General features: G+C 49.8%; 18 protein-coding genes. 14 read left to right on the top strand and 4 right to left on the bottom strand.

Annotation, left to right across the window (positions count from 1 at the left end):
* Window positions 1–143 precede the first annotated feature (143 nt).
* The 4 genes from clpX (at window position 144) to ACYX4J_RS13485 (ending at window position 6635) form a co-directional block, all read left to right on the top strand.
* Window positions 144–1430 carry an ATP-dependent Clp protease ATP-binding subunit ClpX gene (gene clpX, locus ACYX4J_RS13500; protein WP_444927377.1) on the top strand — a complete coding sequence of 429 codons (1287 nt, stop codon included), beginning with the start codon at window positions 144–146 and terminating at the stop codon, window positions 1428–1430.
* A gap of 267 nt (window positions 1431–1697) precedes the next feature.
* Window positions 1698–4103, top strand: a complete 2406-nt coding sequence (gene lon, locus ACYX4J_RS13495; protein ID WP_476176819.1) for an endopeptidase La — start codon at window positions 1698–1700, stop codon at window positions 4101–4103.
* Window positions 4104–4302: 199 nt separating this feature from the next.
* Entirely contained in the window at window positions 4303–4632 is a 330-nt protein-coding gene (locus ACYX4J_RS13490; RefSeq protein WP_255422880.1) for an HU family DNA-binding protein, read from the top strand.
* Between the two features lie 119 nt (window positions 4633–4751).
* Entirely contained in the window at window positions 4752–6635 is a 1884-nt protein-coding gene (locus tag ACYX4J_RS13485) for a SurA N-terminal domain-containing protein (protein WP_444916097.1), read from the top strand.
* A 79-nt stretch (window positions 6636–6714) separates the two neighbouring features.
* On the opposite strand, the gene ACYX4J_RS13480 is transcribed toward ACYX4J_RS13485, so the two are convergent.
* Together ACYX4J_RS13480 and gloB are read right to left on the bottom strand one after the other, a co-directional pair.
* Window positions 6715–8277, bottom strand: coding sequence for a LysM peptidoglycan-binding domain-containing protein (locus ACYX4J_RS13480; protein ID WP_444905765.1), 1563 nt, complete (start codon window positions 8275–8277; stop codon window positions 6715–6717).
* A gap of 196 nt (window positions 8278–8473) precedes the next feature.
* The gene (gene gloB, locus ACYX4J_RS13475) at window positions 8474–9253 is read right to left on the bottom strand and encodes a hydroxyacylglutathione hydrolase (protein WP_476176818.1); all 780 of its coding nucleotides are present in this window, start codon (window positions 9251–9253) and stop codon (window positions 8474–8476) included.
* A 157-nt stretch (window positions 9254–9410) separates the two neighbouring features.
* Between gloB and ACYX4J_RS13470 the strand changes: the two genes are divergently transcribed.
* Genes ACYX4J_RS13470 through dnaQ form a run of 3 tightly spaced genes read left to right on the top strand, consistent with a single transcriptional unit; the run spans window position 9411 to window position 11419 of the window.
* The gene (locus tag ACYX4J_RS13470) at window positions 9411–10199 is read left to right on the top strand and encodes a class I SAM-dependent methyltransferase (protein WP_413665180.1); all 789 of its coding nucleotides are present in this window, start codon (window positions 9411–9413) and stop codon (window positions 10197–10199) included.
* Window positions 10200–10241: 42 nt separating this feature from the next.
* A complete protein-coding gene (rnhA, locus tag ACYX4J_RS13465; RefSeq protein WP_413665181.1) occupies window positions 10242–10679 on the top strand; it encodes a ribonuclease HI in 438 nt (145 codons plus the stop codon).
* A gap of 14 nt (window positions 10680–10693) precedes the next feature.
* Window positions 10694–11419 carry a DNA polymerase III subunit epsilon gene (gene dnaQ / locus ACYX4J_RS13460; RefSeq protein WP_476176817.1) on the top strand — a complete coding sequence of 242 codons (726 nt, stop codon included), beginning with the start codon at window positions 10694–10696 and terminating at the stop codon, window positions 11417–11419.
* Between the two features lie 116 nt (window positions 11420–11535).
* Here the strand turns inward: dnaQ and nhaB are convergent, their stop codons facing one another.
* Window positions 11536–13071, bottom strand: a complete 1536-nt coding sequence (gene nhaB, locus ACYX4J_RS13455) for a sodium/proton antiporter NhaB (RefSeq protein WP_444908425.1) — start codon at window positions 13069–13071, stop codon at window positions 11536–11538.
* 383 nt (window positions 13072–13454) lie between these two features.
* Between nhaB and ACYX4J_RS13450 the strand changes: the two genes are divergently transcribed.
* The 7 genes from ACYX4J_RS13450 to ACYX4J_RS13420 all read left to right on the top strand — a co-directional run bounded on the left by ACYX4J_RS13450 (window position 13455) and on the right by ACYX4J_RS13420 (window position 21911).
* Window positions 13455–15161, top strand: coding sequence for a FimL-related protein (locus ACYX4J_RS13450; protein ID WP_444942149.1), 1707 nt, complete (start codon window positions 13455–13457; stop codon window positions 15159–15161).
* A gap of 14 nt (window positions 15162–15175) precedes the next feature.
* Complete coding sequence (gene nudC, locus ACYX4J_RS13445) at window positions 15176–15991, top strand: NAD(+) diphosphatase (RefSeq protein ID WP_476176816.1); 816 nt, start codon at window positions 15176–15178, stop codon at window positions 15989–15991.
* Between the two features lie 45 nt (window positions 15992–16036).
* The gene (locus tag ACYX4J_RS13440) at window positions 16037–16687 is read left to right on the top strand and encodes a cation/multidrug efflux pump (protein ID WP_413665185.1); all 651 of its coding nucleotides are present in this window, start codon (window positions 16037–16039) and stop codon (window positions 16685–16687) included.
* A gap of 48 nt (window positions 16688–16735) precedes the next feature.
* A complete protein-coding gene (gene sohB, locus ACYX4J_RS13435; protein ID WP_444896716.1) occupies window positions 16736–17881 on the top strand; it encodes a protease SohB in 1146 nt (381 codons plus the stop codon).
* Between the two features lie 40 nt (window positions 17882–17921).
* The gene (locus ACYX4J_RS13430; protein ID WP_476176815.1) at window positions 17922–18935 is read left to right on the top strand and encodes a YhdH/YhfP family quinone oxidoreductase; all 1014 of its coding nucleotides are present in this window, start codon (window positions 17922–17924) and stop codon (window positions 18933–18935) included.
* A 159-nt stretch (window positions 18936–19094) separates the two neighbouring features.
* Window positions 19095–20357: a patatin-like phospholipase family protein gene (locus ACYX4J_RS13425; protein WP_476176814.1), complete on the top strand. Its 1263-nt coding sequence runs from the start codon at window positions 19095–19097 to the stop codon at window positions 20355–20357.
* A gap of 660 nt (window positions 20358–21017) precedes the next feature.
* Window positions 21018–21911, top strand: coding sequence for a polysaccharide lyase (locus tag ACYX4J_RS13420; protein ID WP_476176813.1), 894 nt, complete (start codon window positions 21018–21020; stop codon window positions 21909–21911).
* 38 nt (window positions 21912–21949) lie between these two features.
* Here ACYX4J_RS13420 and ACYX4J_RS13415 read toward each other — a convergent pair whose 3' ends face one another.
* A complete protein-coding gene (locus tag ACYX4J_RS13415; RefSeq protein ID WP_476176812.1) occupies window positions 21950–22681 on the bottom strand; it encodes a pseudouridine synthase in 732 nt (243 codons plus the stop codon).
* Window positions 22682–22945: the final 264 nt, after the last annotated feature.

Below are 22945 nucleotides of genomic sequence, written 5' to 3'. Positions count from 1 at the left end.
TTGCCGGAGGCGGATTTCAGCGAAAGTTAGTTTTTTTGACAGGCTGGCTTTCGTTGGGACTTGAAAATCACGCCAAAAGGCAGCATCTTGCTGGGTAAGCTGAATTTAGGGCCCTGGCCGGCCAGTGACGACGGAGTATTTTGATGACCGACAAAAGCAGCGGAGAAGACAGCGGAAAATTGCTGTACTGCTCTTTCTGTGGCAAGAGCCAACAGGAAGTGCGGAAGTTAATCGCTGGGCCGTCAGTCTTTATCTGCGATGAATGTGTCGAGCTGTGTACCGACATTATTCGTGAAGAAGTACAAGAGACTGCGGAGGGGCCTGAAGGGCGCCTGCCGACACCCCGTGAGATTACTGAAATCCTCGATCAGTATGTGATTGGGCAGGAGAGAGCCAAGCGTGTGCTGGCTGTTGCCGTATACAATCACTACAAGCGTCTGCGCACCAAGTCTGGTGTTAAAAGTAAGGATGAAGTAGAGCTCAGTAAGTCTAATATTTTGCTGGTAGGCCCAACCGGTAGTGGTAAAACCCTTCTTGCCGAGACCCTGGCTCGCCTGCTCAATGTTCCTTTCACTATTGCCGATGCAACCACCCTGACCGAAGCTGGTTATGTGGGTGAGGATGTTGAGAATATCATCCAGAAGCTTTTGCAGAAGTGTGATTACGATGTAGAAAAAGCCCAGCAGGGTATCGTCTATATCGATGAGATCGACAAAATTTCGCGCAAGTCAGACAACCCTTCAATTACCCGTGATGTGTCCGGTGAAGGTGTGCAGCAAGCGCTACTGAAGTTGATTGAAGGCACTGTGGCGTCTGTGCCGCCCCAGGGTGGACGCAAGCATCCGCAGCAGGAATTCTTGCAGGTCGACACCTCCAATATCCTGTTTATTTGTGGCGGCGCTTTTGCGGGGCTGGATAAGGTTATCCGCGATCGTTCGGAGAAGGGTGGAATTGGTTTCAGTGCAGAGGTTAAATCGAAGGATGGCACCAGTAATTTTGGTGAGATCCTGCGTGACCTGGAGCCTGAAGACCTGGTTCGTTACGGGCTGATCCCAGAGTTTGTTGGCCGCCTACCGGTGACCGCAACTTTGGAAGAGTTGGACCGTGAGGCTCTGGTACAGATTCTCACCGAGCCACGCAATGCTTTGACCAAACAGTACGGAAAACTGTTTGAGATGGAAGATGTAGAGCTGGATTTCCGCCCCGATGCGTTGGATGCAGTTGCCACCAAGGCAATGGAGCGGAAAACAGGCGCCCGTGGCCTGCGCTCTATCATGGAGTCCGTATTGTTGGAGACCATGTATGACATCCCATCCACAGATAATGTGGTGAAAGTTGTGATTGACGAGGCGGTCATTAAAGGCGAATCAGCCCCGCTGCTGGTTTATGAGAGTGAGTCCCAGCCGCAGAAGGCGGCGCCGGAAGAGTAGCTCAAATCCCACCTCAAAAAGCCCCAATATTGGGGCTTTTTTTATAGTTTTTTCTGATTACCCGGGTATCTAACAACCTGTCTGGGTATTCCTGGCTCGAATAGCACTCTTAGCTCGGCACAAATTGGTCGCGAGATTAGACTTGTATTTCGGGCCCTTCCCCCCCATTACTAGCATCTGAAGGGCGGTGGCCCAGGTTAAGCTGTCAATTCCAACAGCAGCATGATGCCGCGCCAAATACCCAGTGATAGGGCCGAGAGGAGTTCTATGGATCAGTCATCCGACACCACACTTGAATATCCGTTGTTGCCATTGCGCGATGTTGTTGTTTACCCCCATATGGTGATCCCGCTTTTTGTCGGCAGGGAAAAGTCCATAGAGGCCCTGGAAGAGGCCATGCGCAGGGATAAGCAGGTATTGCTTGTGGCGCAGCGAAAGGCATCTGAGGATGACCCAGGTGCAGACGATATCTATCGCGTGGGCACTATTGCCAGTGTCTTGCAGTTACTCAAACTCCCCGATGGCACTGTGAAGGTGCTAGTAGAAGGGGGAGAGCGCGTAAATATCCACGAAGTGATGGAGAGGGAGAACCATTTTGAGGCGACCGTTTCGCCGATGGAGACGCAGGAGTTGCCGGAAGGCGAAGCAGATGCCCTTGTGCGCTCTGTGATGTCTCAGTTTGAACAGTACGTTTCTGTAAGTAAGAAAGTCCCCAATGAGGTTATTACCTCTCTGTCGGGAATTGATGAACCTGGCCGCTTGGCAGATACCATTTCTGCACATATGTCCCTTGAGTTGGCTCAGAAGCAAGAGCTTCTAGAGACTCTCAGTGTTAAAGAGCGTTTGGAGCATTTGCTGGGCCTTATGGATGCTGAAATCGACCTGATTCAGGTGGAAAAACGCATTCGTGGGCGTGTGAAAAAGCAGATGGAGAAAAGCCAGCGCGAGTACTATCTCAATGAGCAGATGAAGGCGATTCAAAAAGAATTGGGCGAGATCACCGAAGAGCCCAATGAAATTGAAGAGCTGGAAAACAAAATTGCCGAATCCGGCATGAGTGCGGAGGCAGAGAAGAAAACCCGCGCTGAGCTGGCTAAATTGAAAATGATGTCGCCTATGTCTGCGGAAGCTTCGGTTTTACGCAGTTATATCGACTGGATGTTGAGCCTGCCCTGGAAAAAAGCCAGCCGGGTGAGACACGATTTGGTTAAAGCCGAGGAAATTCTCGAGAAAGAACACTACGGCTTGGAAGAGGTTAAAGAGCGGATTCTGGAATACCTCGCGGTACAGAAGCGAGTTAAGAAAGTGAAAGGGCCGATCTTGTGCTTGGTTGGGCCTCCCGGGGTGGGTAAAACCTCCCTCGGTCAATCTATTGCTCGAGCAACAAATCGTCAGTATGTGCGTATGGCCCTGGGCGGCGTTCGCGATGAAGCCGAGATTCGTGGGCATCGACGCACTTATATTGGCTCACTGCCGGGCAAGCTGATTCAGAAAATTTCGAAAGTTGGAGTGAAGAATCCCCTGTTCCTGCTCGACGAAGTCGACAAAATGGGGATGGATCAGCGCGGCGATCCCGCCTCAGCGCTTCTTGAGGTTTTGGATCCGGAGCAGAATAAAACCTTCAATGATCACTACTTGGAAGTGGATTACGACCTTTCCGATGTGATGTTTGTCTGCACCTCTAACTCAATGAATATTCCAGGCCCGTTGCTGGATCGTATGGAAGTTATTCGAATCCCCGGTTATACCGAGGACGAAAAACTGAATATTGCTCAGCGCTATCTTGTGCCGAAGCAGCGCAAGGCCAACGGCCTTAAAGATGATGAGCTGGATCTCTCCGATGACAGCATCCGAGATATTGTCCGCTACTACACCCGTGAAGCGGGTGTGCGTGGCCTGGACCGGGAGATTGCCAAGATCTGCCGCAAGGTAGTAACGGAGCACGTTCGCAACCCTTCAGAGAAGAAGGCTGTAATACAGCCAGAGCAACTTGAAGAGCTTCTCGGTGTTCGCAAGTTTGATTTTGGCCGTGCGGAGGAAGAGGACAAAATCGGAATTGTTACCGGTCTCGCCTGGACCGAGGTGGGTGGTGAGCTTCTTAACATTGAAGCTTCAGCTGTGCCGGGTAAAGGGCGCATGATCAAAACCGGCTCCCTTGGCGATGTTATGCAGGAGTCCATTCAGGCGGCCTTGACGGTTGTGCGTTCTCGCTCCCAGGCGCTGGGAATAGGTCCGGACTTCCACGAGACCCGGGATGTTCATATCCACGTGCCTGAAGGTGCCACCCCCAAAGATGGCCCTTCGGCGGGTATTGCCATGTGCACCGCTTTGGTGTCTGTGTTAACGGATATTCCCGTTCGCTCAGATGTGGCGATGACTGGAGAAATTACTCTGCGTGGAGAAGTTTTAAGAATTGGTGGTCTTAAAGAAAAGTTATTGGCAGCGCATCGGGGCGGTATAAAAACTGTACTGATTCCTGCTGATAATGAGCGAGATCTGAAGGATATTCCCGATAATATTCTTCAGGACTTGGTAGTTAGGCCCGTTAAGTGGATCGATCAGGTACTTGAGCTGGCGCTCGAACACAAGCCTGAATCCCTGTCTGATGAAGAGTATTCCGCCTTACAGAAAAAGGCAGAGGAGCGCTCGCAGCGAGGAATCCAAACTCACTGACTCTTGTAATGGGGTGACTTTTGTCGCCCCTTTACAACTTGCAAGGCCAAAACTTCGCCAATCAGGCTATCTACGCTGCTTGAAAAGTGTGCATCTGCCCGGAAACCCGCATGGTTCCTTGACCCGCTTCTGGGCAGTTGGTATAAAACGGGGCTTATTGCCCGGCGCGTAAATTGCCGAAGGCTAAAAAATTTAAAGTATGGGTGTCTTTTGTAGACCACCCGAAGCATATTTAAAAAGAACAGAGGGATTAAGCGTGAATAAGTCCGAACTGATTGAAGCAATTGCCGCATCTGCAGATATTCCAAAAGCAGCAGCTGGCCGTGCTTTGGACGCAATGGTTGATAGCATCACTGATGCCCTGAAAAAAGGTGATCAAGTTGCCCTCGTTGGCTTTGGTACCTTTGCTGTGAAAGAGCGTGCAGCTCGTACTGGTCGCAATCCTCGCACTGGCGATCCCATTGAAATCGCTGCGGCAAAAATTCCTAACTTCAAGGCCGGTAAAGCCCTGAAAGACGCTGTAAACTAAGTTTTCAGCAGGCTTTGAGACTTTGTAAAAGAGTCTGAATGTCAAAGAGGCGTGTCAGTTGGGATGCGCCTTTTTTGTATCTGATAGTAGTTAAAAACAATTAATTTTCGGAGCTGAGCATGCTTCAGTCCATGCGTGACAACCTGAAAGGGACAGCCGCGATTATTGTCGCAGCCTTTTTCGGTTTTATTATGGTCATTGGGGGAATTGATTTCTTCACCGGTGCCAGTGGAGGTGCTGCCGATGCGGTAGCCGAGGTTAATGGCGAAAAAATTACAAACTTGGATTTGCAGCGTGCAATTCAAAATCGCCGCAATATGATCATTAGTCAGTACGGCGAAGATGTGCCCGCTGATTTAATCAGCGATGAGCAGTTGCGTGAGCCAGTTTTACGCCAGTTGGTTTCCAGTGCTGTGATGCGCCAAGCTGCTCAGGACAGCGGTATGGTGATGAGCTCTGCGGCGGTCGACAGAGCGATCGTAGGAATTCCAGCTTTTCAGGTGAACGGCAGTTTTGATCCGCAAATGTACCGCGATGCTTTGCGTCGTATGGGGTATAGCCCTGCAGGCTTCCGCCAGATTATGGAAAATGATATGGCGCTGGAGCAGTACGCAAATAGTGTGGTTGAAAGTGCTTTTACTACCCAGGCGGATGCAGAACAGATTGTTGCCGCCTCTATGGAAGAGCGTGATTTTGATTACGTGGTGATGCCAGTTGAAGGCCTGTTAGCAGAGACTCAGGTTTCGGATGCTGAAGTAGAACAGTACTACCAGGAGAATCAAGGGCAATACCAGCGTCCAGAGCAGGTGGCGGTTGAGTATATTGAGCTAACTCCTGAAGTATTTGCCGGTAACATTGATATTTCTGAAAGCGATGTTCGCGCTCAGTACGAGCAAGAGTTGAAAGGTTTCGCATCGGAACTTCGCCGTCGTGCTGCACATATTTTGCTTGAAGAAGCTGACGCAGAAAAAATTGCTGAGATTCAGAGCAAACTGGATGCCGGCGAAGATTTCGCCGAGTTGGCAAAGACTTACTCCCAAGACGTAGGCTCTGCGGAGGAAGGCGGTGAGTTGGGTTACACCACAGGTGATGTATTCCCAGAGGCATTCGAGCAGGCCTTGGCCGCGCTGGAAGTCGGTCAGGTTTCTGCTCCAGTGACCACCGATAGTGGAACTCACTTTATCAAGTTGTTGGAAGTAGAGCAGAGTGAACCGCCGAGCTTCGAAGAGCAAAAAGTGGCGATCGAAAAGCGACTGCGTGCGTCCGTTGCCGAGCGCGAGTTTGTTGATGCCTTGTCCCGTCTTGCCGATCTGGCATACAACGCGGACAACCTGGCTGAGCCCGCTGAAGAGTTGGGTGTTCCCCTGAAGACTGCCGATCTGTTTTCGCGTGAGAGCGCATCTGGCGTACTTTCTAACGGGCAGGTTATCGAGGCTGCCTTCTCTGTGGAAGTGAAGGAGGATGGCAATACTTCAGATGTGATCAACCTGAACAATGAGCACTCTGTTGTTTTGCGGGTCACCGACTCTAAGCCCGCGGGTACCTACCCTCTGGAAGAGGTTCGCCAGCAAATTGTTGACCGTTTGAAGCGTGATAAGGCCAGTGAGCAATTGGCTAAGCAAGCGGAAGAGCTAAAAGAGAAACTCGCTACTGGTACTAGTTTTGCGGAACTGGCGGAAGCGCAAGGTTTAACCCTGGAGACCAGTGATAAAACTCGTCGCGGTGGTTTTGCTCAGCGCGGTGAGATTAATGCCAAGGCATTTGCATTGCCTGCACCATCTGCTGGCAAAGATGAAGTGACCAGCTTCGCTACAAATAATGGTGATCTGGTAGTTCTCGATCTGCGCAGCGTGCGCCCGGGCGAACTGTCCAAGCAGAGCAAAGAGCAGCGTCAGGCACTGATGCAGCAATTGGCCTCTGTAAATGGTGGGGCCGAGTTAGCAGCTATCCAACGCTACTTGTCCGATCAGGCAAAAATCGATCTGGCCTCTTCTGCCGAGTAACGGTTGTTATTGAGTCATAAAAAAACCCGGCAATTGCCGGGTTTTTTTATGACTAACTCCCTGTAGGGTAGTGGGCGCTTTAAGTGTTGCTGGCACTATCCACAAATAAGGTTAAGCGCTGTCCGGGTTGTAAATACTTGGACTTGTTTATCTTATTCCAGCGGAGAATATCATCGATTTCGATACTGAATTTATTGGCTATCCGATATAGAGAGTCGCCGCTGCGTACCCGGTAAGAAACCTTGCGGGTAGTGCGGTTGTTCTCTGATACTGCGGGGGAGCCGTTGTAAGCCACCAGGGTGCGTCCAGGGCGCAGGGTGTCTCCCGGTGCCATGCTGTTCCAGCTGGCCAGTTGCTTTACGGTCACATCCAGCTTGCGTGAAATCCCCCAAAGGCTGTCGCCAGGGCGTACAGTGTAATTAACTTTCTGGCCCTTGCCGGAAGACTGCTTGCGTTTAACTCGCTGATCGAGTGCGTAGGCATACTGTCCCGCGGGGCCCGATGCGCTGGGGATTAACAGTGTTTTTCCGGCGCGAATATTATTGCTGCGTAGTTTGTTTGTTTCGCGTATCGCTCCGACGGTGGTCTGGTAGCGGCGAGCGATAGTGGAGAGGGTGTCGCCTCGGGCAATGGTGTAGCGCTGCCAGCTTACCCTCTCTTCCTTGGGAAGTTGTGCCAGGGCGCTCTCAAACTTTTCCTGGGTCTCTATTGGAATCAGTAGTTGGTGGTTTCCGTTGGGGTCGGTTGCCCAGCGGTTATAGCCTGGGTTCAGTAGGTACAGCTCTTCAATCTCAATTTCTGCAAGTTCTGCAGCTTGGGCCAGATCGATCTGACTGCCTACATCGACACGGGCGTAGTAGGGCTCATTGGAGACATCATGCAGTGGGATTTTGTAATGGTCCGGGCGGGATATAACCTCCGCCAGAGCCAGCAACTGGGGTACATAGCGCTTGGTTTCCCGCGGTAGTTTGAGATCCCAATAACTGGTGCCAAGCCCGTTGCGACGATTGCGCTCTACGGCTCTGCGAACCGTTCCCTCACCGGCGTTGTAAGCAGCGAGTGCCAGCTCCCAGTCCCCATCAAAGCGATCGTGCAGGTAGTTGAAGTACTTTGCCGCAGCCTGGGTGGATTCATGGACATCGCGGCGTCCGTCATACCACCAGTTTTGCTCGAGCCCGAAAGAGCGCCCCGTGGCGGGGATAAACTGCCACATACCGGAAGCCCGGGCGTGGGAGTAGGCGAAGGGGTCGTATGCACTCTCGACAATGGGGAGCAGCGCTAATTCAAGTGGGAGATTTGCCTGTTCCAGCTGTTCTGCAACATGGAAAATATATCGACGAGAGCGCTCGGTTACCCGAGCCATATAGCCCTCGTTGCGGGCGAAGTAAGCAATATATTCCTTAACCTTGGGGTCGCTGGTGTGGTGATCCAGGGCGAATCCCTGACGAAGTCTTGCCCAGATGTCTACGGGGGGAGGGACCGCTTCAGAGGGTTCGTGCTTTTTAACAGCTCGGTCACTCGCGACAGAGGTTTCCTCTGCAGGGATATTTTCAGTTTCGGGCGCAGAGGCCTGTTCCGGTAATTGCGAGCAGGCTCCTACCGTAGCGGCTAGTAATGCTACGGCAAAATTCTTGTGAACCATGTGTGATATCCGCGAGTCTTTCTTGTAATTCATCCTGACGCATTTCAGAACAATTATTGGTAAAGCGCCAGGCATTTGGTCAATTACTTTTGATTCTAATTAGGCAAATTAGTTTCGGTCAATATTGGCGGTTAAAAAGTATGCGAATTGCTAGTTTATCACCCAGCCTGAGAGGAGTTTAGGTGAAGTTGGGCGTTTAGAAGTTGTCCTTCCAGCCGCGCAAGCTCGCAAAAATATCTACGTTATCGCTTCCGTCATTTAACTCCGGTCTCGAATTGATAGCTGTCTGCCTAACTTCTGGATACTGACAGCGAAGAAATGGGTTGGTGTCTAGCTCAAGGGCGATAGTTGAAGGCAAAGTTGGCTTGTTTTCTACTCCCAGGGCTTTGCACTGAGCAACCCTTGCCTCAATGGCTTGATTGTTAGGCTCTACCGTTTGGGCAAACTTCAGGTTGGCGAGTGTGTACTCGTGTGCAGGATAAACAAAAGTTGCGGCGGGTAATTTACTGAGCTTTTGCAGAGAATGGTACATCTGCTCTGGAGTGCCCTCGAACAACCTGCCGCAGCCAGCGGAAAAAAGAGTGTCACCACAAAAAAGGTGTAATTGTTCACCGCCTGCTGCTGTGGTTTCATTCAAAACCAAAGCTAAGTGGTCTAGAGTGTGCCCCGGAACAGCGTGTACCTGGAAGGGCATACCAAGGACCTGTAAGGAATCTCCACCGGCAATGGGGTGAGTGACACCAGGTATGTGCTCGGGGCCATAGACAGGGCACTGGTACTGGCGGCAAAGCGATTCGATGCCACCGGTATGGTCATAGTGGTGATGAGTAATGAGAATGCCGCTGAGTCTGGTCCCCTCTAGGGCCTTTTCTACTGGCACAGCATCACCAGGGTCGACTATCCAGTGCTGGCCATCTTTTTGCAGGTGCCAGATATAGTTGTCATTAAAGGCGGGGATTGGCGTGATGGATAGCATAATCGAATCGTCTTTTCGCTGAATAGCAGAACAATATCATGGAAGGCGTGAGACGGTGTGAATTGTTACCTGAGGACTGGTTTACTTAGAGTAAGGCCCTGGAAACATCGCCCGAGTGTAGAATTGAATAGCTGTTAGATTGATCAATGGAGATATGATGACCGGAAAGAGCAGGCCTGGTAATGATGAGGAGCAATCCCCTCTTGGCAAGGTCTGCCCAGCGCTATCCCATTGGTTTTCCAGTTCGCTGGGAGAGGAGATTCTCTCGCAACAGCTGGCGTTGGCCCAACCCTTAGTGGAGGGCTTTTTCGGTTACCACTTTCTACAGGCCAGTGTGACCCAATCCGTTGACTTTGGCGCCTCCAGCCGTATCAATCATCGTTTTCGATTGGGGGCAACTTCTGAGCAGGGCGGGGCTGCGATAGTGGAGTTCGAGCAACTGCCCCTCCCCGCCGATTCAATCGATGTAGTACTGCTGCATCACCTTTTGGACTTTTCCAGTCATCCCCACCAAGTATTGAGAGAGGCGGCCAGGGTTTTGATACCCGGTGGTCATATGCTGCTAATCGGGTTTAACCCGTTTTCCTTGCTCGGCTTGTCCCGCCTGCTATTTTCCAGGGGGGCTTACCAGCGCGGAAATCAACTGCGTGCTGCTCGAATTGCCGACTGGATGAACCTGTTGGACTTGCAGGCTGAGAGGGTAGATCGCGGCTTCTTCCGCTTGCCATTGCAGCAAAAGGAATTGCTATCCAAGACGGCTTGGATGGAGCGCCTTGGCTCCCGCTTGCACTTGCCATGGGGGGGCTTTTACATCATAGTCGCCCGCAAAGAAGTGGCACGTGTTCGCACTATTAAAATCAATTGGCGGGCCGAGAGAAAGCCCGCTTTGGTTGCCACCCCGTCGAGCCCTCGCGTTGCAGCACGCGGGAAGCATCAAAAGCGCTGATTTCGCTGAAAATCGGCCCCATATCTAATTTTGGCGTAAGTTTTGAAACAAATTACTATCTATACAGATGGCGCTTGTCGCGGTAATCCTGGCCCCGGCGGTTGGGGTGCCCTGTTGGTGTACGGTGAGCGGGAGAAAGAGTTGTTTGGTGGGGAGGCGCATACCACCAATAATCGTATGGAATTGTTAGCTGCAATCAAAGCTTTGGAGGCTCTTAAACAGCCGTGCAAAGTTGATTTACATACTGACTCACAGTACCTGCGCCAGGGAATTACCGGCTGGATTAACAACTGGAAAAAGAACGGTTGGAAGACAGCGAGTAAGAAGCCTGTCAAAAATGCAGACCTATGGCGGCAGTTGGATGAGAGCGTCTCCCAGCATGATGTAGAGTGGCACTGGGTTAAAGGTCATGCCGGCCACCCGGGCAATGAGCGGGCCGATCAGTTGGCAAATCGTGGCGTCGATGAACTGGAGTCCTGAGGGGAATATTGCATATGCGTCAAGTGGTTCTCGATACAGAGACAACAGGTCTCGATCCCAAAAGCGGCCATCGTATTATTGAAATTGGTTGCGTAGAGCTGGTTAACCGGAAGTTGACTGGCCGTCACTATCACCAGTACATCAATCCTCAGCGACAAGTGGAAGATGGGGCTATTGAGGTCCATGGAATCACTAATGAATTCCTGGCAGACAAACCCGTATTCGCTCAGATCGCCGATGAATTTATGACCTTCTGTGAAGGTGCAGAGCTGGTTATTCACAACGCGCCCTTCGATGTCGGTTTTATTGATGCTGAGCTGAGGCTGCTGGGTAATCCGCGCTGGCGCAATGTTAATGCGCATTGTGGGGTTTTGGATACCCTGACAATGGCCCGGGAAAAGCACCCCGGGCAGAAAAACAATCTGGACGCCCTTTGTAAGCGCTACTTTGTCGATAACTCCCAGCGGGATTTGCACGGCGCATTGCTGGATGCGGAGATTCTTGCCGACGTCTACCTGATGATGACCGGTGGCCAAACCGATTTGGTGTTGGCACAGGGTGATTCCTCGGAAGGGGAGGAAGGTAAGAAGGCGGAAAATGATGCGGCGGGTGAAGCCATTCGTCGCCTATCGGCAGATCGCGCGCCCCTGCGAGTAGCGCGTGCTACGCCACAGGAAGCTGAAGCGCATCAATCGATGCTAGGTTTGCTGGAGAAATCAGCGGGTAAACACTTCTGGTAGCACATCAATGAAGAGGTGTTCTCTTTAATCTTGATGTTCATTGCGCTTTTCTTTTTCTGAGCGGGTGGGAATTATGAATTCCCACCCATCCAGACAGTCTCTTATACAAGTTCTCTTTAGATCGCGTAGACCACGCAAATCAAAGCAACAATACTCAGTACGATGGTATAGGGCAGAGCCATGATCACCATGCGGCCATAAGATAGGCGTATGAGAGGTGCCAGGGCCGATGTCAGCAGGAACAAAAATGCAGCTTGTCCATTGGGAGTGGCAACGCTGGGTAGGTTGGTTCCGGTATTGATGGCAATGGCCAGCTTGTCAAAATGTTCTCGGGTAATGTCACCTGCGGTGAGGGCAGCTTTAACTTCGTTAATGTAAACCGTTGCCACAAAAACATTGTCGCTAATCATCGATAAAATACCGTTTGCCATGAATAGCAATCCTGGCTGCTGTTCGGGCTTTTGTGCGAGAACGAAGTTAGTTACAGGCTCGAATAGGTGCTGCTGGTGAATCACTGCAACAATTGCAAAGAAAACCACGAGCAGTGCAGTAAATGGCAGTGCCTCTTCAAACGCGTGGCCGATTCTAGCTTCTTGAACAACGCCGTTAAACGAGGTCAGAAGTACGATAATCATCAGGCCAATGATACCGACTTCGGCAACATGAAATGCCAGGGCAAAAACCAGAACCACAGCGACAATGCCCTGAATCCACAGCTCGGCAACCTGTGCCGAGGTGCGCTTCTTTTCTTCCTCTTTGGAAAAATTAACCAGTACCTCACGTACGGCGCTAGGGAGCTGGGCTCCATAGCCAAACATTTTAATTTTCTCCAAAAAGAAACAAGTAGCTAGGCCGGCAAAGAATGTTGGAATGGTCACTGGGGCCATCTGCAGGAAAAACTGTACAAATTCCCATCCAGCTTTCTCAGCGATCAGCAGGTTTTGCGGTTCTCCAACCAAGGTGCAAACACCACCGAGAGCAGTGCCTACGGCGCCATGCATGATCAGGCTGCGAAGGTAAGCTCGAAACTGGTCCAAGTCTTCGCGGTGATACTCCACGACATGCTCATCGTTGGAGTGGTCGTGGTCATTGTGGTGGTGTGGCTGCTGGGAAGCGACCCGGTGATAGACTGAGTAAAAGCCTACGGCAACCGCAATCAGAACAGCAGTTACGGTCAAGGCATCTAAGAATGCTGACAGTACTGCAGATACAGCGCAGAAAAGTAGTGACAGCAGAGATTTTGAATTCACATTAATCAAAATTTTAGTGAATACAAATAGAAGCAGGCTCTTCATGAAGTAAATGCCGGCCACCATAAACATAAGCAGCAGAATAACTTCGATATTCTCAACTACCTCGTGGTAGACGGCATCGGTGCTTGTCATACCCATCAATACGGCTTCAATTGCGAGCAGTCCGCCGGGTTGAAGTGGGTAACACTTCAGGGCCATTGCCAGGGTAAAAATGAATTCACCAATAAGGACCCAGCCTGTTACAAAAGGCCCCGATACATACAGTATTAATGGGTTGAGAAGCAAAAAGGCGGCTATGGTCAATTTGTACCAATCAGGCGCTTCGCCGAGAAAATTTTCGGCAAAGGCGCGACCAAATCCGCCGCCGGATGCCGCAATGGTGTTGTTGTAAGTGTTCATCATTTACTTCCTTGGTTAACCCATATTGGTGTGGGTCAAAATGGAATCTTTGGGAATCGGCGGTGTATGCGAAATAGATACCTGAGCTCAATTATCGCTGCGTGCTTCCCCGGGTTTATTGTGCACAGATTGATTGGTTTTTGTTCTTTAACACAAAAAAACGTACAGCTTTAAACTTGAAAGTAGCAAACGCTACTGGGTTTTCTGGAAAATTCAAGTAATTTAGGGGCTTCAGCCCCGCCGCTAGGTTATTTGTCGATTATTCGGTAGAAATTGTTTGGCGAAAGGTGGACTCTTTTATTTATTGGGGTAAATTGCCCTTAATGAGGCCAGAATCATCCTGATCTGGTTGTTTTTTGTTCGATTATAGGAAGAATGCAGCGGTGCAGCCAAAGACTGAATTGCGCAAGATCAATATCACTTCTGTCAATGTAGTGAAGGATGAGCTGGTAGCTACCATCGATAATGCCGCCTCACACTTGGATAAATTTGCCGCGGATACTTCCCAAAAGCAGGCTCTCGAACAGAGTTTGGCTGCACTCAGGCAGGTTAGTGGAGTATTGCAGATGGTGCAGCTCCAGGCAGCTGAGCTCCTCGCCCAAGAGAAAATCAAAGCGCTTACAGAGGTGTTAGAGGAGAGACAGAGCGCCTCAGAAGAACTGATGGAAGCGCTGGGCACAGGTTTTTACGTAATGGGACGCTACTTGGATTTTGTCCAAAGTCGTGCCATTGCCCGTCCAGAATTGCTGATTCCCTATATCAATAATTTGCGTGCGGCCCGGTCTCAGCCCCCTGTGCCGGAAAGTCATTTTTTCCGTTGTAACTTGGAGGGGGCTGTGCCTGGTGCAGGGGCTTCTGCGGTAATGTCGGAAGACTTGAATAGTTTTGTTCGCCGATTCCGCCATATGTACCAGGTTGGTTTGTTGGCTCTGTTGCGAGGTAAACCTCGGGGCCCAGCGTACACGATGATGTCTCGCGCCCTTGAGAGAATCGCAAGCATCACCATGGGGCGCCCAAATGGGCGTTTATGGGTGGTAGCAGGGGCGGCACTTGCAGGCATGGCCTCCCAGGAAATGCGCATCAGTCGATCCCGGGTGATGGTTTTCAGTATGTTTGATCGCTGGCTGCGAGCATTACAAAAAGAGTGTGATACAGCTTTAGATCAGCCTGCGCCACCGATTTTGCTGAAAGAGTGCCTCTATTGGCTGACTCTTTCCAAGCCCGAGGGCTTTGGTGGCAAGTTGCTGGAGGCCTTCTCCGCAGAGCCACTTGATTACAGTGAAGAGGAATTAGAGCGGGAGCGAGCCACCCTTGGAGGCCCCGGCGCCACGGCAATTACCGCAGTTGCTAACGCCTTAGAGGAGGAGTTGTCCAGTGTGCGCCGGATGTTGGATGACGCTGAGTTAATTGGTACTACTACCTTGGATGCAGAAGATGGCCTCGCTTCTTCTCTACAGAGAGTGGCCGGTACCTTGCAGATGCTCAACTTCAAGCGGGTTGGAGAGAGCCTGCGCAGCGCAGTTGCGGAATACCAGAGTGCCTCCGGCGCGGGTGGTTCCATAGCGGACAGCGCACTGCAGAAACTGACAGGCCAGGTGTTGATGGTCGATAGCACGGTAACAGCGCTCAAGCAGAGTACTTCTATTGATCTGGATGAATACGGTCATGCGGATATTGCCTTTGAGCACAGCCAGTTGGCAGAAGCGGAAGTGGCTGTACTGAAAGAGGCAGAAGCCGGTTTGGCGTTGATTAAGAGAGCGCTGGCGGCCTATGCAGAGTCCGACTTTGATCATGGCCATATTCGCAATGTTTCCACTACTTTGAACTCAGTGCGCGGAGGCTTGATCGTTCTCAACTTAAGTAGAGCGGCGGCCGTAGTTGAAGGCTTGCTGAACTTTGTTGAGACTGTTATCGACCGCCATGATGCCGGTCCTGAAGTAGAGCAATCTTTGCATATTTTTGCCGATGCGATTATCAGCCTTGAGTATTATCTGGGAGAGGTAAAGCTGCATAGGCAAGCAGATATTCAATCCCTCAGTCTCGCTATCGAAAGCTTGACTGCTCTGGGTTATCCCGTTGAGGCCGCATAATTAAGGAGGTCTCCTTGGTAGATAAGTTTGTCCCAGCGGGTAATGTGTGGGCAGTCCCGGAATTTTCCCAGCATATCCTGATTGCTGATGGGCTGATTCTCTGCCGAGGAGATTTTTTCCTCCACGACGCCCAGGTATTGGTGGCGGAGGCTGTTCAATCCAGCCACTACTTGGGAGAATTAAGTGGGCAGGCGTGTGGTGTCCACGTTTTGTCTCGCCAGGTTGAAATTGCCGGCTATGAATGGCGAAACCTGCGCAGCCTGCTGACTTTGGTTGAGGAGCCGATGTTTGCATTGGCTGGGCGGGCGCTACAGATTTCCCATTGGGATAGCCAACATCGATTTTGCGGTCGTTGTGGCACTCCTACCATCTATCACTCCAATGATCGCGCTCGCACCTGTCCGGCTTGTAATCTTACTGTCTATCCCAGAATCTCCCCCTGTGTAATTATGCTTGTTACCCGGGGAGATGAGTGTCTCTTAGCTCGTCACGCCTCGCGGCGAAATGCAACTTATACGGCCCTCGCTGGGTTTATAGAGCCCGGTGAGAGTGCAGAGCAAGCGCTGGTGCGTGAAGTCTATGAGGAAGTGGGGCTCAAAGTGGGTGCCCTGGAGTATGTGGGGAGCCAATCCTGGCCTTTTCCCGGGCAGTTGATGATCGGGTATTTGGCGGAGTGGCAAGGTGGGGGATTGTGCTTGGACCCCAATGAGATAGAAGAGGCAAACTGGTTCCACTACAGTTCATTGCCAGCTATACCGCCCATACAAACCCTGTCCGGCCGCTTGATCCACACTTTTGTCGAAAAGGCTGCAGCGAAGAACCGCCCGTAAGGTTGGTTTAAAGATGTTGCGCAGTATCAGGGAGTAGAAATCATAATGTATATAGCGATTACCTTTATTATTGCCATCCTGGCGTTGTTGTTTGTATTTTGGGGGGCGCGAGTCCTGCTATCAGGAAATTGGTTCCTGGGGTTTATACGTGGCTCCGCCGGTCTTTTCCTTTTTGCAACTGCCCTTTGGATTGTTCTGATTGCTGCAGATGTTTACAGCTATAGAAACCTGGCTGAAGAGCACAGTGTTGGTATTGTTTCGTTTCGTAAAATTGCCGAGCAGCAATTTGAAGTCAAGTTTTCTGATGCGGATGGTATAGCGCAAAAGTTTGAATTGCTTGGGGATCAGTGGCAGTTGGATGCCCGAATGCTCAAGTGGCAGGGTCCATTAGCCCGCTGGGGAATTAAGCCTGCTTATCGTCTGGACAGGTTGAGTGGTCGCTATCTCACGCTACAGGATGAGCGAGCTCGCGAGCGTTCTGTCCATGAAATAGAGGGGGCGAACTATGGCGTGGATGTCTGGCAGTTTGTACGCGGTGTTGATCGCAAGTTGCCCTTTGTCGATGCGGTATATGGCAGTGCCACATTTCTACCTATGGAGGACGGTGCGGTTTACGAGGTGCGTATTAGCCACAGCGGTTTGTTGGCTCGCCCCCTTAATCAGCGAGCAACTTCCGCCCTGGAAGGTTGGCAGTAAAATACTGAAGCTAAATAAAAATTAGTTAAGACGGAAAATGGAGTCTAAGTGGAATTTTTAATTGAATACGGCCTTTTTCTAGCCAAAATTGTTACGGTTGTCGTGGCCTTAATGGTGTTGATAGGTTTTATTTTTGCAAATCGAGAGCAGCTGAAAGAGCGTGTTCAGGGGCATATCACAGTTACACATTTGAATGATCGCTATGAGCAGTTTAAAGAAACACTGCTTGAAGCTGTGATGGATAAGCACGAATTCGCCCGTCGTAAAAAGCAAATGGCGAAAGAAAAGAAGACTCAGGAAAAAGCCCTGGCTAAAAAACATAAAGCTGAGAGCAAAGAGCAGCCTGAAAAAAGTGCTGCTACTTCTTCCGACGTTGCTAAAGAGGAAGGAGAGCATGAGTCCAAGGGTATAAAAGGGGAGTTGGTCTCCGAGCGTAAGCGTGTCTTTGTTATGCAATTTAATGGGGATATCAAAGCGAGTGCGCTTTCCCATTTGCGTGAAGAGGTGACGGCCATTCTTCAAGTGGCAGAGTCCGGAGATGAAGTTCTCCTTTGTCTTGAAAGCCCTGGGGGCATGGTGGCGAACTATGGTTTGGCCGCCAGCCAGTTAACCAGGATTCGCAGTGCAGGTATCCATTTGACTATTGCTGTCGATAAAGTGGCTGCCAGTGGGGGCTATATGATGGCCTGTGTTGCAGACCGTATCCTGGCAGCACCCTTTGCGATGTTGGGCTCTATTGGTGTTTTAGCTCAGATGCCGAATTTTAACCGCCTGCTGAAGCGCAATGATATCGATTATGAACTGTTTACTGCGGGCCAGTACAAGCGCACTGTAACCATGTTTGGTGAAAATACTGAGGAAGGTAAACAGAAGTTCCAAGAAGATTTAGATGAGATCCATATTCTGTTTCAGCACTTTGTCGGGGAGTACCGTCAAAAACTCGACGTTGACAAAGTTGCCACGGGCGAGGTTTGGTTCGGACAAAAAGCCCTATCCTTGGGACTGGTCGATGAGCTGAAAACATCAGATGAATACTTGACCAGTTGTGCTAAGGACTGCGACTTATATCAGGTGGAATTCAAAGAACGGAAAAATATAGCTAAGAAAATAGGGCTGGCGGCAGAAGCCGGTGTGGAATCGGCGGTCACTCGTCTCTTTTCACGGCTGGCAGCTCTGCGTCATCAGGCTCAATAGTTGTAACGTTACAGGTTGATAGTGCTGCGGGATATACCCCATGGAAATAGAAAAGGATGAGAAATTTCGGGCAATTCAGGTTGCTGAAGTAGCATCGGGAAAGTTTGACCAGTCTGTTGTTGAGCGTCAACTTTCTGAGCTTCCCGATAACCCCTTGCTGTTGGCCGTAAGTTATTCATCCTTGAATTTCAAAGATTCTTTATCTGCGTTTGGCAATCGTGGGATTACTAATGCCTACCCCCATACCCCGGGTATTGATGCGGTGGGCAAAGTGCTGTTCGATCGGAGCAAGACGTTTCAACCGGGTGCCGAATTATTGGTCAATGGTTACGATTTGGGCATGAATACTTCTGGTGGACTTGCAGAGCGTATTGCCGTTCCTCCGCAATGGGCCTTGCCAGTCCCCGAGGGCCTAACAGCTTGGGAATCTATGGCACTGGGTACGGCGGGTTTTACCGCCGCGCTTTGTGTTGAAAAGCTCCTGGAGTCCGGCGCATCTCCTGAGGATGGAGAGATTCTGGTAACAGGTTCAACGGGGGGCGTCGGCTCTGTTGCCGTCGCCTTGCTGGCGAAGCTAGGCTTTCGTGTCGCAGCAGTGACGGGAAAGTTGGAGTCTGCTGATTATTTGGCGAGATTGGGCGCATGGAAGGTTCTCGACCGGGATACACTGGCCCCTTTTGCCAATAAAGCGATGGCCAAGCCATTGTGGGCTTGGGCTGTAGATACTGTGGGCGGGGAAACGCTTTTTAATGTCATTAAATCCCTGCGCTACGGCGGCGGAGTGGCTGCTTGTGGTATGGCTTCAGGTGCTCAATTTCACGCCAATGTATTTCCATTTATCTTGCGCGGTATTAGTTTGTTGGGTGTGGATAGCGCTGTTTTGCCGATAGAAAAGAAGGCAGAAGTATGGAAGCGGTTGGCCAGTGAGTGGTATATCGGCGATAAGCTCGACAGTATTGCGGAGAATATTAGCCTTGATCAGGCTCCAGAGTTTCTTGCGCGCTTAAATAGAGGGCATGGAATAGGTCGTTACGTTGTAGATATGGCTCTCTAATAGATCTATCGATTTAGAATAATAAGTACACTTAAAAGATTCTATTTATCTTACCAAATATCCCCGACAACTCTGAATCTGAGTTGTATATGGGCTTTTTTCTCAATAGCCTTTAAGCGGACTCTGTTGTTTGCGGGCTTGTTGTATTGGAAGAAAACTTTGTCGACAAGTAACAGTGAATGTAACAAACCTGGCCAGCGTAACGCTCTGGTTCTCTCTGGGGGAGGTGCGCGTGCTGCCTATCAAGCGGGCGTTTTAAGGGCGCTTGCGGAACTGGTTCCAGAAGATAATCCTCGGCCCTTTCAAATAATCTGCGGCACCTCTGCAGGAGCTATGAACGCGATGCTTCTCGCCTCTCATACAGGCACCTTTAAAGAAGCCGTCGACAGAATGTGCTCAGTTTGGTTGCAGCTTAGTGTTGAGCAGGTTTATCGCACCAGTTGGCGTAGTTTGCTTGGAAATCTGTTTTCTATCAGTCGTTCGCTCTTGAACCAAGGTGTGGGTAGACAAAAACCTTTGGCACTCCTAGATAACAGTCCGCTGCGCAGCTTGGTTGAGCGCGAGATAAACTTTGACAATATTCAAAAAAATATTTCGGCTGGGCATTTGCATGCCACAAGTGTTAATGCGCTTTCTTATAGTGAAGGGCAGTCCGTCAGCTTTTTTCAGGGAGCGGAGAATGTTAAAGGATGGCAGCGGTTTCGTCGCTTTGGAGTGCCCACTCAATTAACCTCGGACCACCTATTGGCGTCAGCAGCAATTCCTGCCATTTTCCCGGCGGTCAAATTGGATGGAGTTTATTTTTGCGATGGTGCCATTCGTCTGATGGCCCCGATTAGTCCGGCACTGCATCTCGGTGCCAAGCGTGTATTTGTGGTGGGTGTGTCGGACAACCGTTCTCCAGCCCATTGGGGGAGTCGCAACAGTCCTGCGCAGATGGAGTCCCCTTCGATGGCGCAAATAGCTGCTCAGTTATTCAATGCCGCATTTATCGATAGCTTGGAGGCGGACCTGGAGCATCTGGATCGAGTAAATATGTTACTTGACTATGTGGATCCAACAGATCATACGGATTTGAAATTGTTACGTTCGGTAGAGTCGGTTGTTATTGAGCCCTCGCAGAGTTTAGGGCGTCTTAGTGGCAGAAAACTTGGTCACCTTCCCTCGGCGCTACGCTGGTTATTCCGCTCTACGGGTGCGACCAATCCCGGTGGCGGTGTTTCCGCAGCCAGTTATCTATTATTTGAAAGGCCATATATCGAAGAACTTATCGATCTCGGCTATCAGGATGCCATGTGGGAAAAAGATAAATTGCGCAGTTTTCTACAGCCGGAGCCGGAAGGTAAAACTGAGCGCAAGGGGCTATTTGGGATTCGCAGTAAATCTCAGGAAGAGGCTTCTCACGGTAATTCTGAACACTAACTTTAGTTTCTGCGCCCCTTATTGGCGTGACTACCGCCTTTCATTTCAGTGAATATTTTTGCATCAAGTTTCTAAAGGGCGTTAAACGCCCTTAAAACCAATATTGTTCCGCCAAGACGGCGGAAGCCTTTAGCATTTAATTTCGCGCTTTCTTATGATTTTCTCGGGCTGCGTGTGCCCTCACTTATCCGAACAAGTAGCTTCTATATTTAATAGTGATGTCAATGCTGTCGGGTATTATTCAAGATGTTTTCTGTGTTTTTACTCGTGACTCTTTTTTCATTTAGTACAGGTAATCAGGATTTCGCCCAGATGATCGGTAGGGTTGATCGGGTTGAATATTTGGGGGGAGGCTTGGTTGTTTCTGGGTGGGCGTGTCAGAAAGGAGTATTCAAGTCAGTTTCTGTTGGTCTTTATCTAGGTGGAGACAGTAGAAGTGGGTTTCCATTAAAAGTTTCCAGAGCTGATCAGAAGTCGTCAAAGGGAATTGCCAATATATGTGATACCCAGGGCGTTCCCCATGGATTCAAGTTTTATTTGAATTATGAGGAAATGAAAAAGTTTGTAAGAAAGAAGATCTATGTATACGGGTTTTCATCAAATCAAGGCAGATTCAGTGCAATTTCAAATTCTGGTAGATATCGGGTTGGGATTCCCTATATGAAATATACCGATATTACCTTGTTGCGAAGAACTTTTGATTTGCAGCCACTGGCTACGTTTGATGATCAGCATTTAAATTTAATTCCAATGCCCGGTGATGGGTATGCTCTGGAAGCTCAGTATATTCCTTATGAAAAGGGTTCTGAGAGAATTAGTACATCAATCCAATTAGCCAAATCTGTTTCATCGGCAACTCTCGCTTACGATGTGAAGTTTCATCGGAACTTCGAGTTTGTTAAGGGAGGTAAGCTACACGGCCTTGCTGGTGGGGGGCAGGCTTCAGGATGCGTACCTATCGATCCGAAGAGTTGGAGTGTGCGGGTTAAGTTTGGTGCGGAGGGTAGGGTCGGGCTCTATACCTATCATCAGGATAGAGTCGCTCGGTGTGGAGATGGGTATCAAGGGAATGACAGCTTTAGATTTGAGCGGGATACTTGGTATCGGATTGAGTTGTTTGTGCAATTAAATAGCAGTGCAAATAATGCTGACGGATATATCGAGCTATTTATAAATGGCAAAAAAATTGTAGAGGAACAAGGGTTACGGCTGACGGGTAGTGATAGGGTAGCTATTGATAAATTTCAGTTCAGTACTTTTCATGGCGGTAGTTCAGCTTTGTGGTCACCCTCCAAAAAAGTCTATGCCTACTTTGACAATATTTCAGTGAAGCAAGGGAGAAAGATATATGGCCTTAAGGGGGCTGTATGCGAAAATGAGAAAGCTGGAATATACAATGGGTCGGGAGCTTGCTGTTCCAGCTCGTGTGGGGCCTGTGGCGGCCCAGGGTGCGGCCAATTAAATGGCGGAAGCTCAGCCTGCTGTACATCGGAAATTATTAATTCAGCGCCATTGTGCTCTTATCCTGGGCAAACCGCCCCATGCACTATGTAAGGCTTGAGGGTTTCTGAGTAACTCAGAGGCTTTATAAATTAAAGTTTCCATTTAAATCGCTGAATTAATTGCAAGAAACTTCCCTGTATTTCGCATTGTATTTTCAGCTGAGAACCGCTCACCGGATGTTCAAGCTTGAGCTCAGATGCATGCAAAAGCAGTCGAGAGCACTCGAGCCTGTTGGCAAAGAAACGATTATGGGTTGACTTCCCATATTTCGGGCAGCCAATTAGAGGGTGGTGGATATGCTTGAAATGCCTTCTTATTTGATGGCGCCGCCCTGTTTTCAATTGGATTTCTACTAGGGAATACCGGCTGGTCGGGTAGCGATCAACCTCATAAGGTAGCTCAATAGTCTCCAAGCGTCGGTACAATGTAACAGCCCGCTGACGTGGCAGATCCGTTTTTGGTCGCTTCCTCTGGTGTTTGAAGTCGGCAACGGGGGGGAGGGCATAGTCAATGGCACCTTCTTCCGGGCTATACCCTCTGCATACAGCAATATATTTTTTTGATGATAAATCACTTTCCAGCTGCTGCTGTACCTGTGCAGCAATCTCACTGCTTTTGGCAAAAATAATAACACCGGAGGTAGGCTTATCCAGTCGATGTACTGGATAAAGAAAGCTGCCACATAGGTTCCTCAAATATTGCAAAAGTACACGCTTTTCATGGCGGTCTATTTCTGACCTGTGAACAAGCCACCCCTCTGGTTTATAAGCGGCAAGCAGGTAGTCGTCTTCAAAGAGAATGGTAGGTTCTTGAGTGGTCATTTGGGGGATGTGGCGATTGGACTGTAATTTCGGTAACACGATTTTATGGCATAGCGAGCCCTCAAGCTATGCTGAAAAGTAAAAGTTGGTTAGTGAATTCAGGGTAGAATTTTTATCGATAGGCAAAAAACAGGCTTGACATGGTACCAAATGAGAATAAACTGCACCTAAATTCCATTGCTGATCTAGTTTCAAGGTTGGCATTCTAATTGGCAGTATTTTTGAAGTGGATCGCACCACTAAGGAGCCGTGAAATGCGAAATG

It is taken from the genome of Microbulbifer sp. ABM4_008 (assembly GCF_056311705.1).
This window is presented reverse-complemented; position numbering and strand designations above follow the sequence as displayed.

What these genes read in the sequence shown, in the direction of transcription:
- clpX (WP_444927377.1), top strand. Translation starts at nt 144, where the DNA reads ATGACCGACAAAAGCAGCGGAGAAGACAGCGGAAAATTGCTGTACTGC.
- lon (WP_476176819.1), top strand. Translation starts at nt 1,698, where the DNA reads ATGGATCAGTCATCCGACACCACACTTGAATATCCGTTGTTGCCATTG.
- ACYX4J_RS13490 (WP_255422880.1), top strand. Translation starts at nt 4,303, where the DNA reads ATGGGTGTCTTTTGTAGACCACCCGAAGCATATTTAAAAAGAACAGAG.
- ACYX4J_RS13485 (WP_444916097.1), top strand. Translation starts at nt 4,752, where the DNA reads ATGCTTCAGTCCATGCGTGACAACCTGAAAGGGACAGCCGCGATTATT.
- ACYX4J_RS13480 (WP_444905765.1), bottom strand. Translation starts at nt 8,277, where the DNA reads ATGGTTCACAAGAATTTTGCCGTAGCATTACTAGCCGCTACGGTAGGA.
- gloB (WP_476176818.1), bottom strand. Translation starts at nt 9,253, where the DNA reads ATGCTATCCATCACGCCAATCCCCGCCTTTAATGACAACTATATCTGG.
- ACYX4J_RS13470 (WP_413665180.1), top strand. Translation starts at nt 9,411, where the DNA reads ATGACCGGAAAGAGCAGGCCTGGTAATGATGAGGAGCAATCCCCTCTT.
- dnaQ (WP_476176817.1), top strand. Translation starts at nt 10,694, where the DNA reads ATGCGTCAAGTGGTTCTCGATACAGAGACAACAGGTCTCGATCCCAAA.
- nhaB (WP_444908425.1), bottom strand. Translation starts at nt 13,071, where the DNA reads ATGAACACTTACAACAACACCATTGCGGCATCCGGCGGCGGATTTGGT.
- ACYX4J_RS13440 (WP_413665185.1), top strand. Translation starts at nt 16,037, where the DNA reads ATGTATATAGCGATTACCTTTATTATTGCCATCCTGGCGTTGTTGTTT.
- ACYX4J_RS13430 (WP_476176815.1), top strand. Translation starts at nt 17,922, where the DNA reads ATGGAAATAGAAAAGGATGAGAAATTTCGGGCAATTCAGGTTGCTGAA.
- ACYX4J_RS13420 (WP_476176813.1), top strand. Translation starts at nt 21,018, where the DNA reads ATGAAATATACCGATATTACCTTGTTGCGAAGAACTTTTGATTTGCAG.
- ACYX4J_RS13415 (WP_476176812.1), bottom strand. Translation starts at nt 22,681, where the DNA reads ATGACCACTCAAGAACCTACCATTCTCTTTGAAGACGACTACCTGCTT.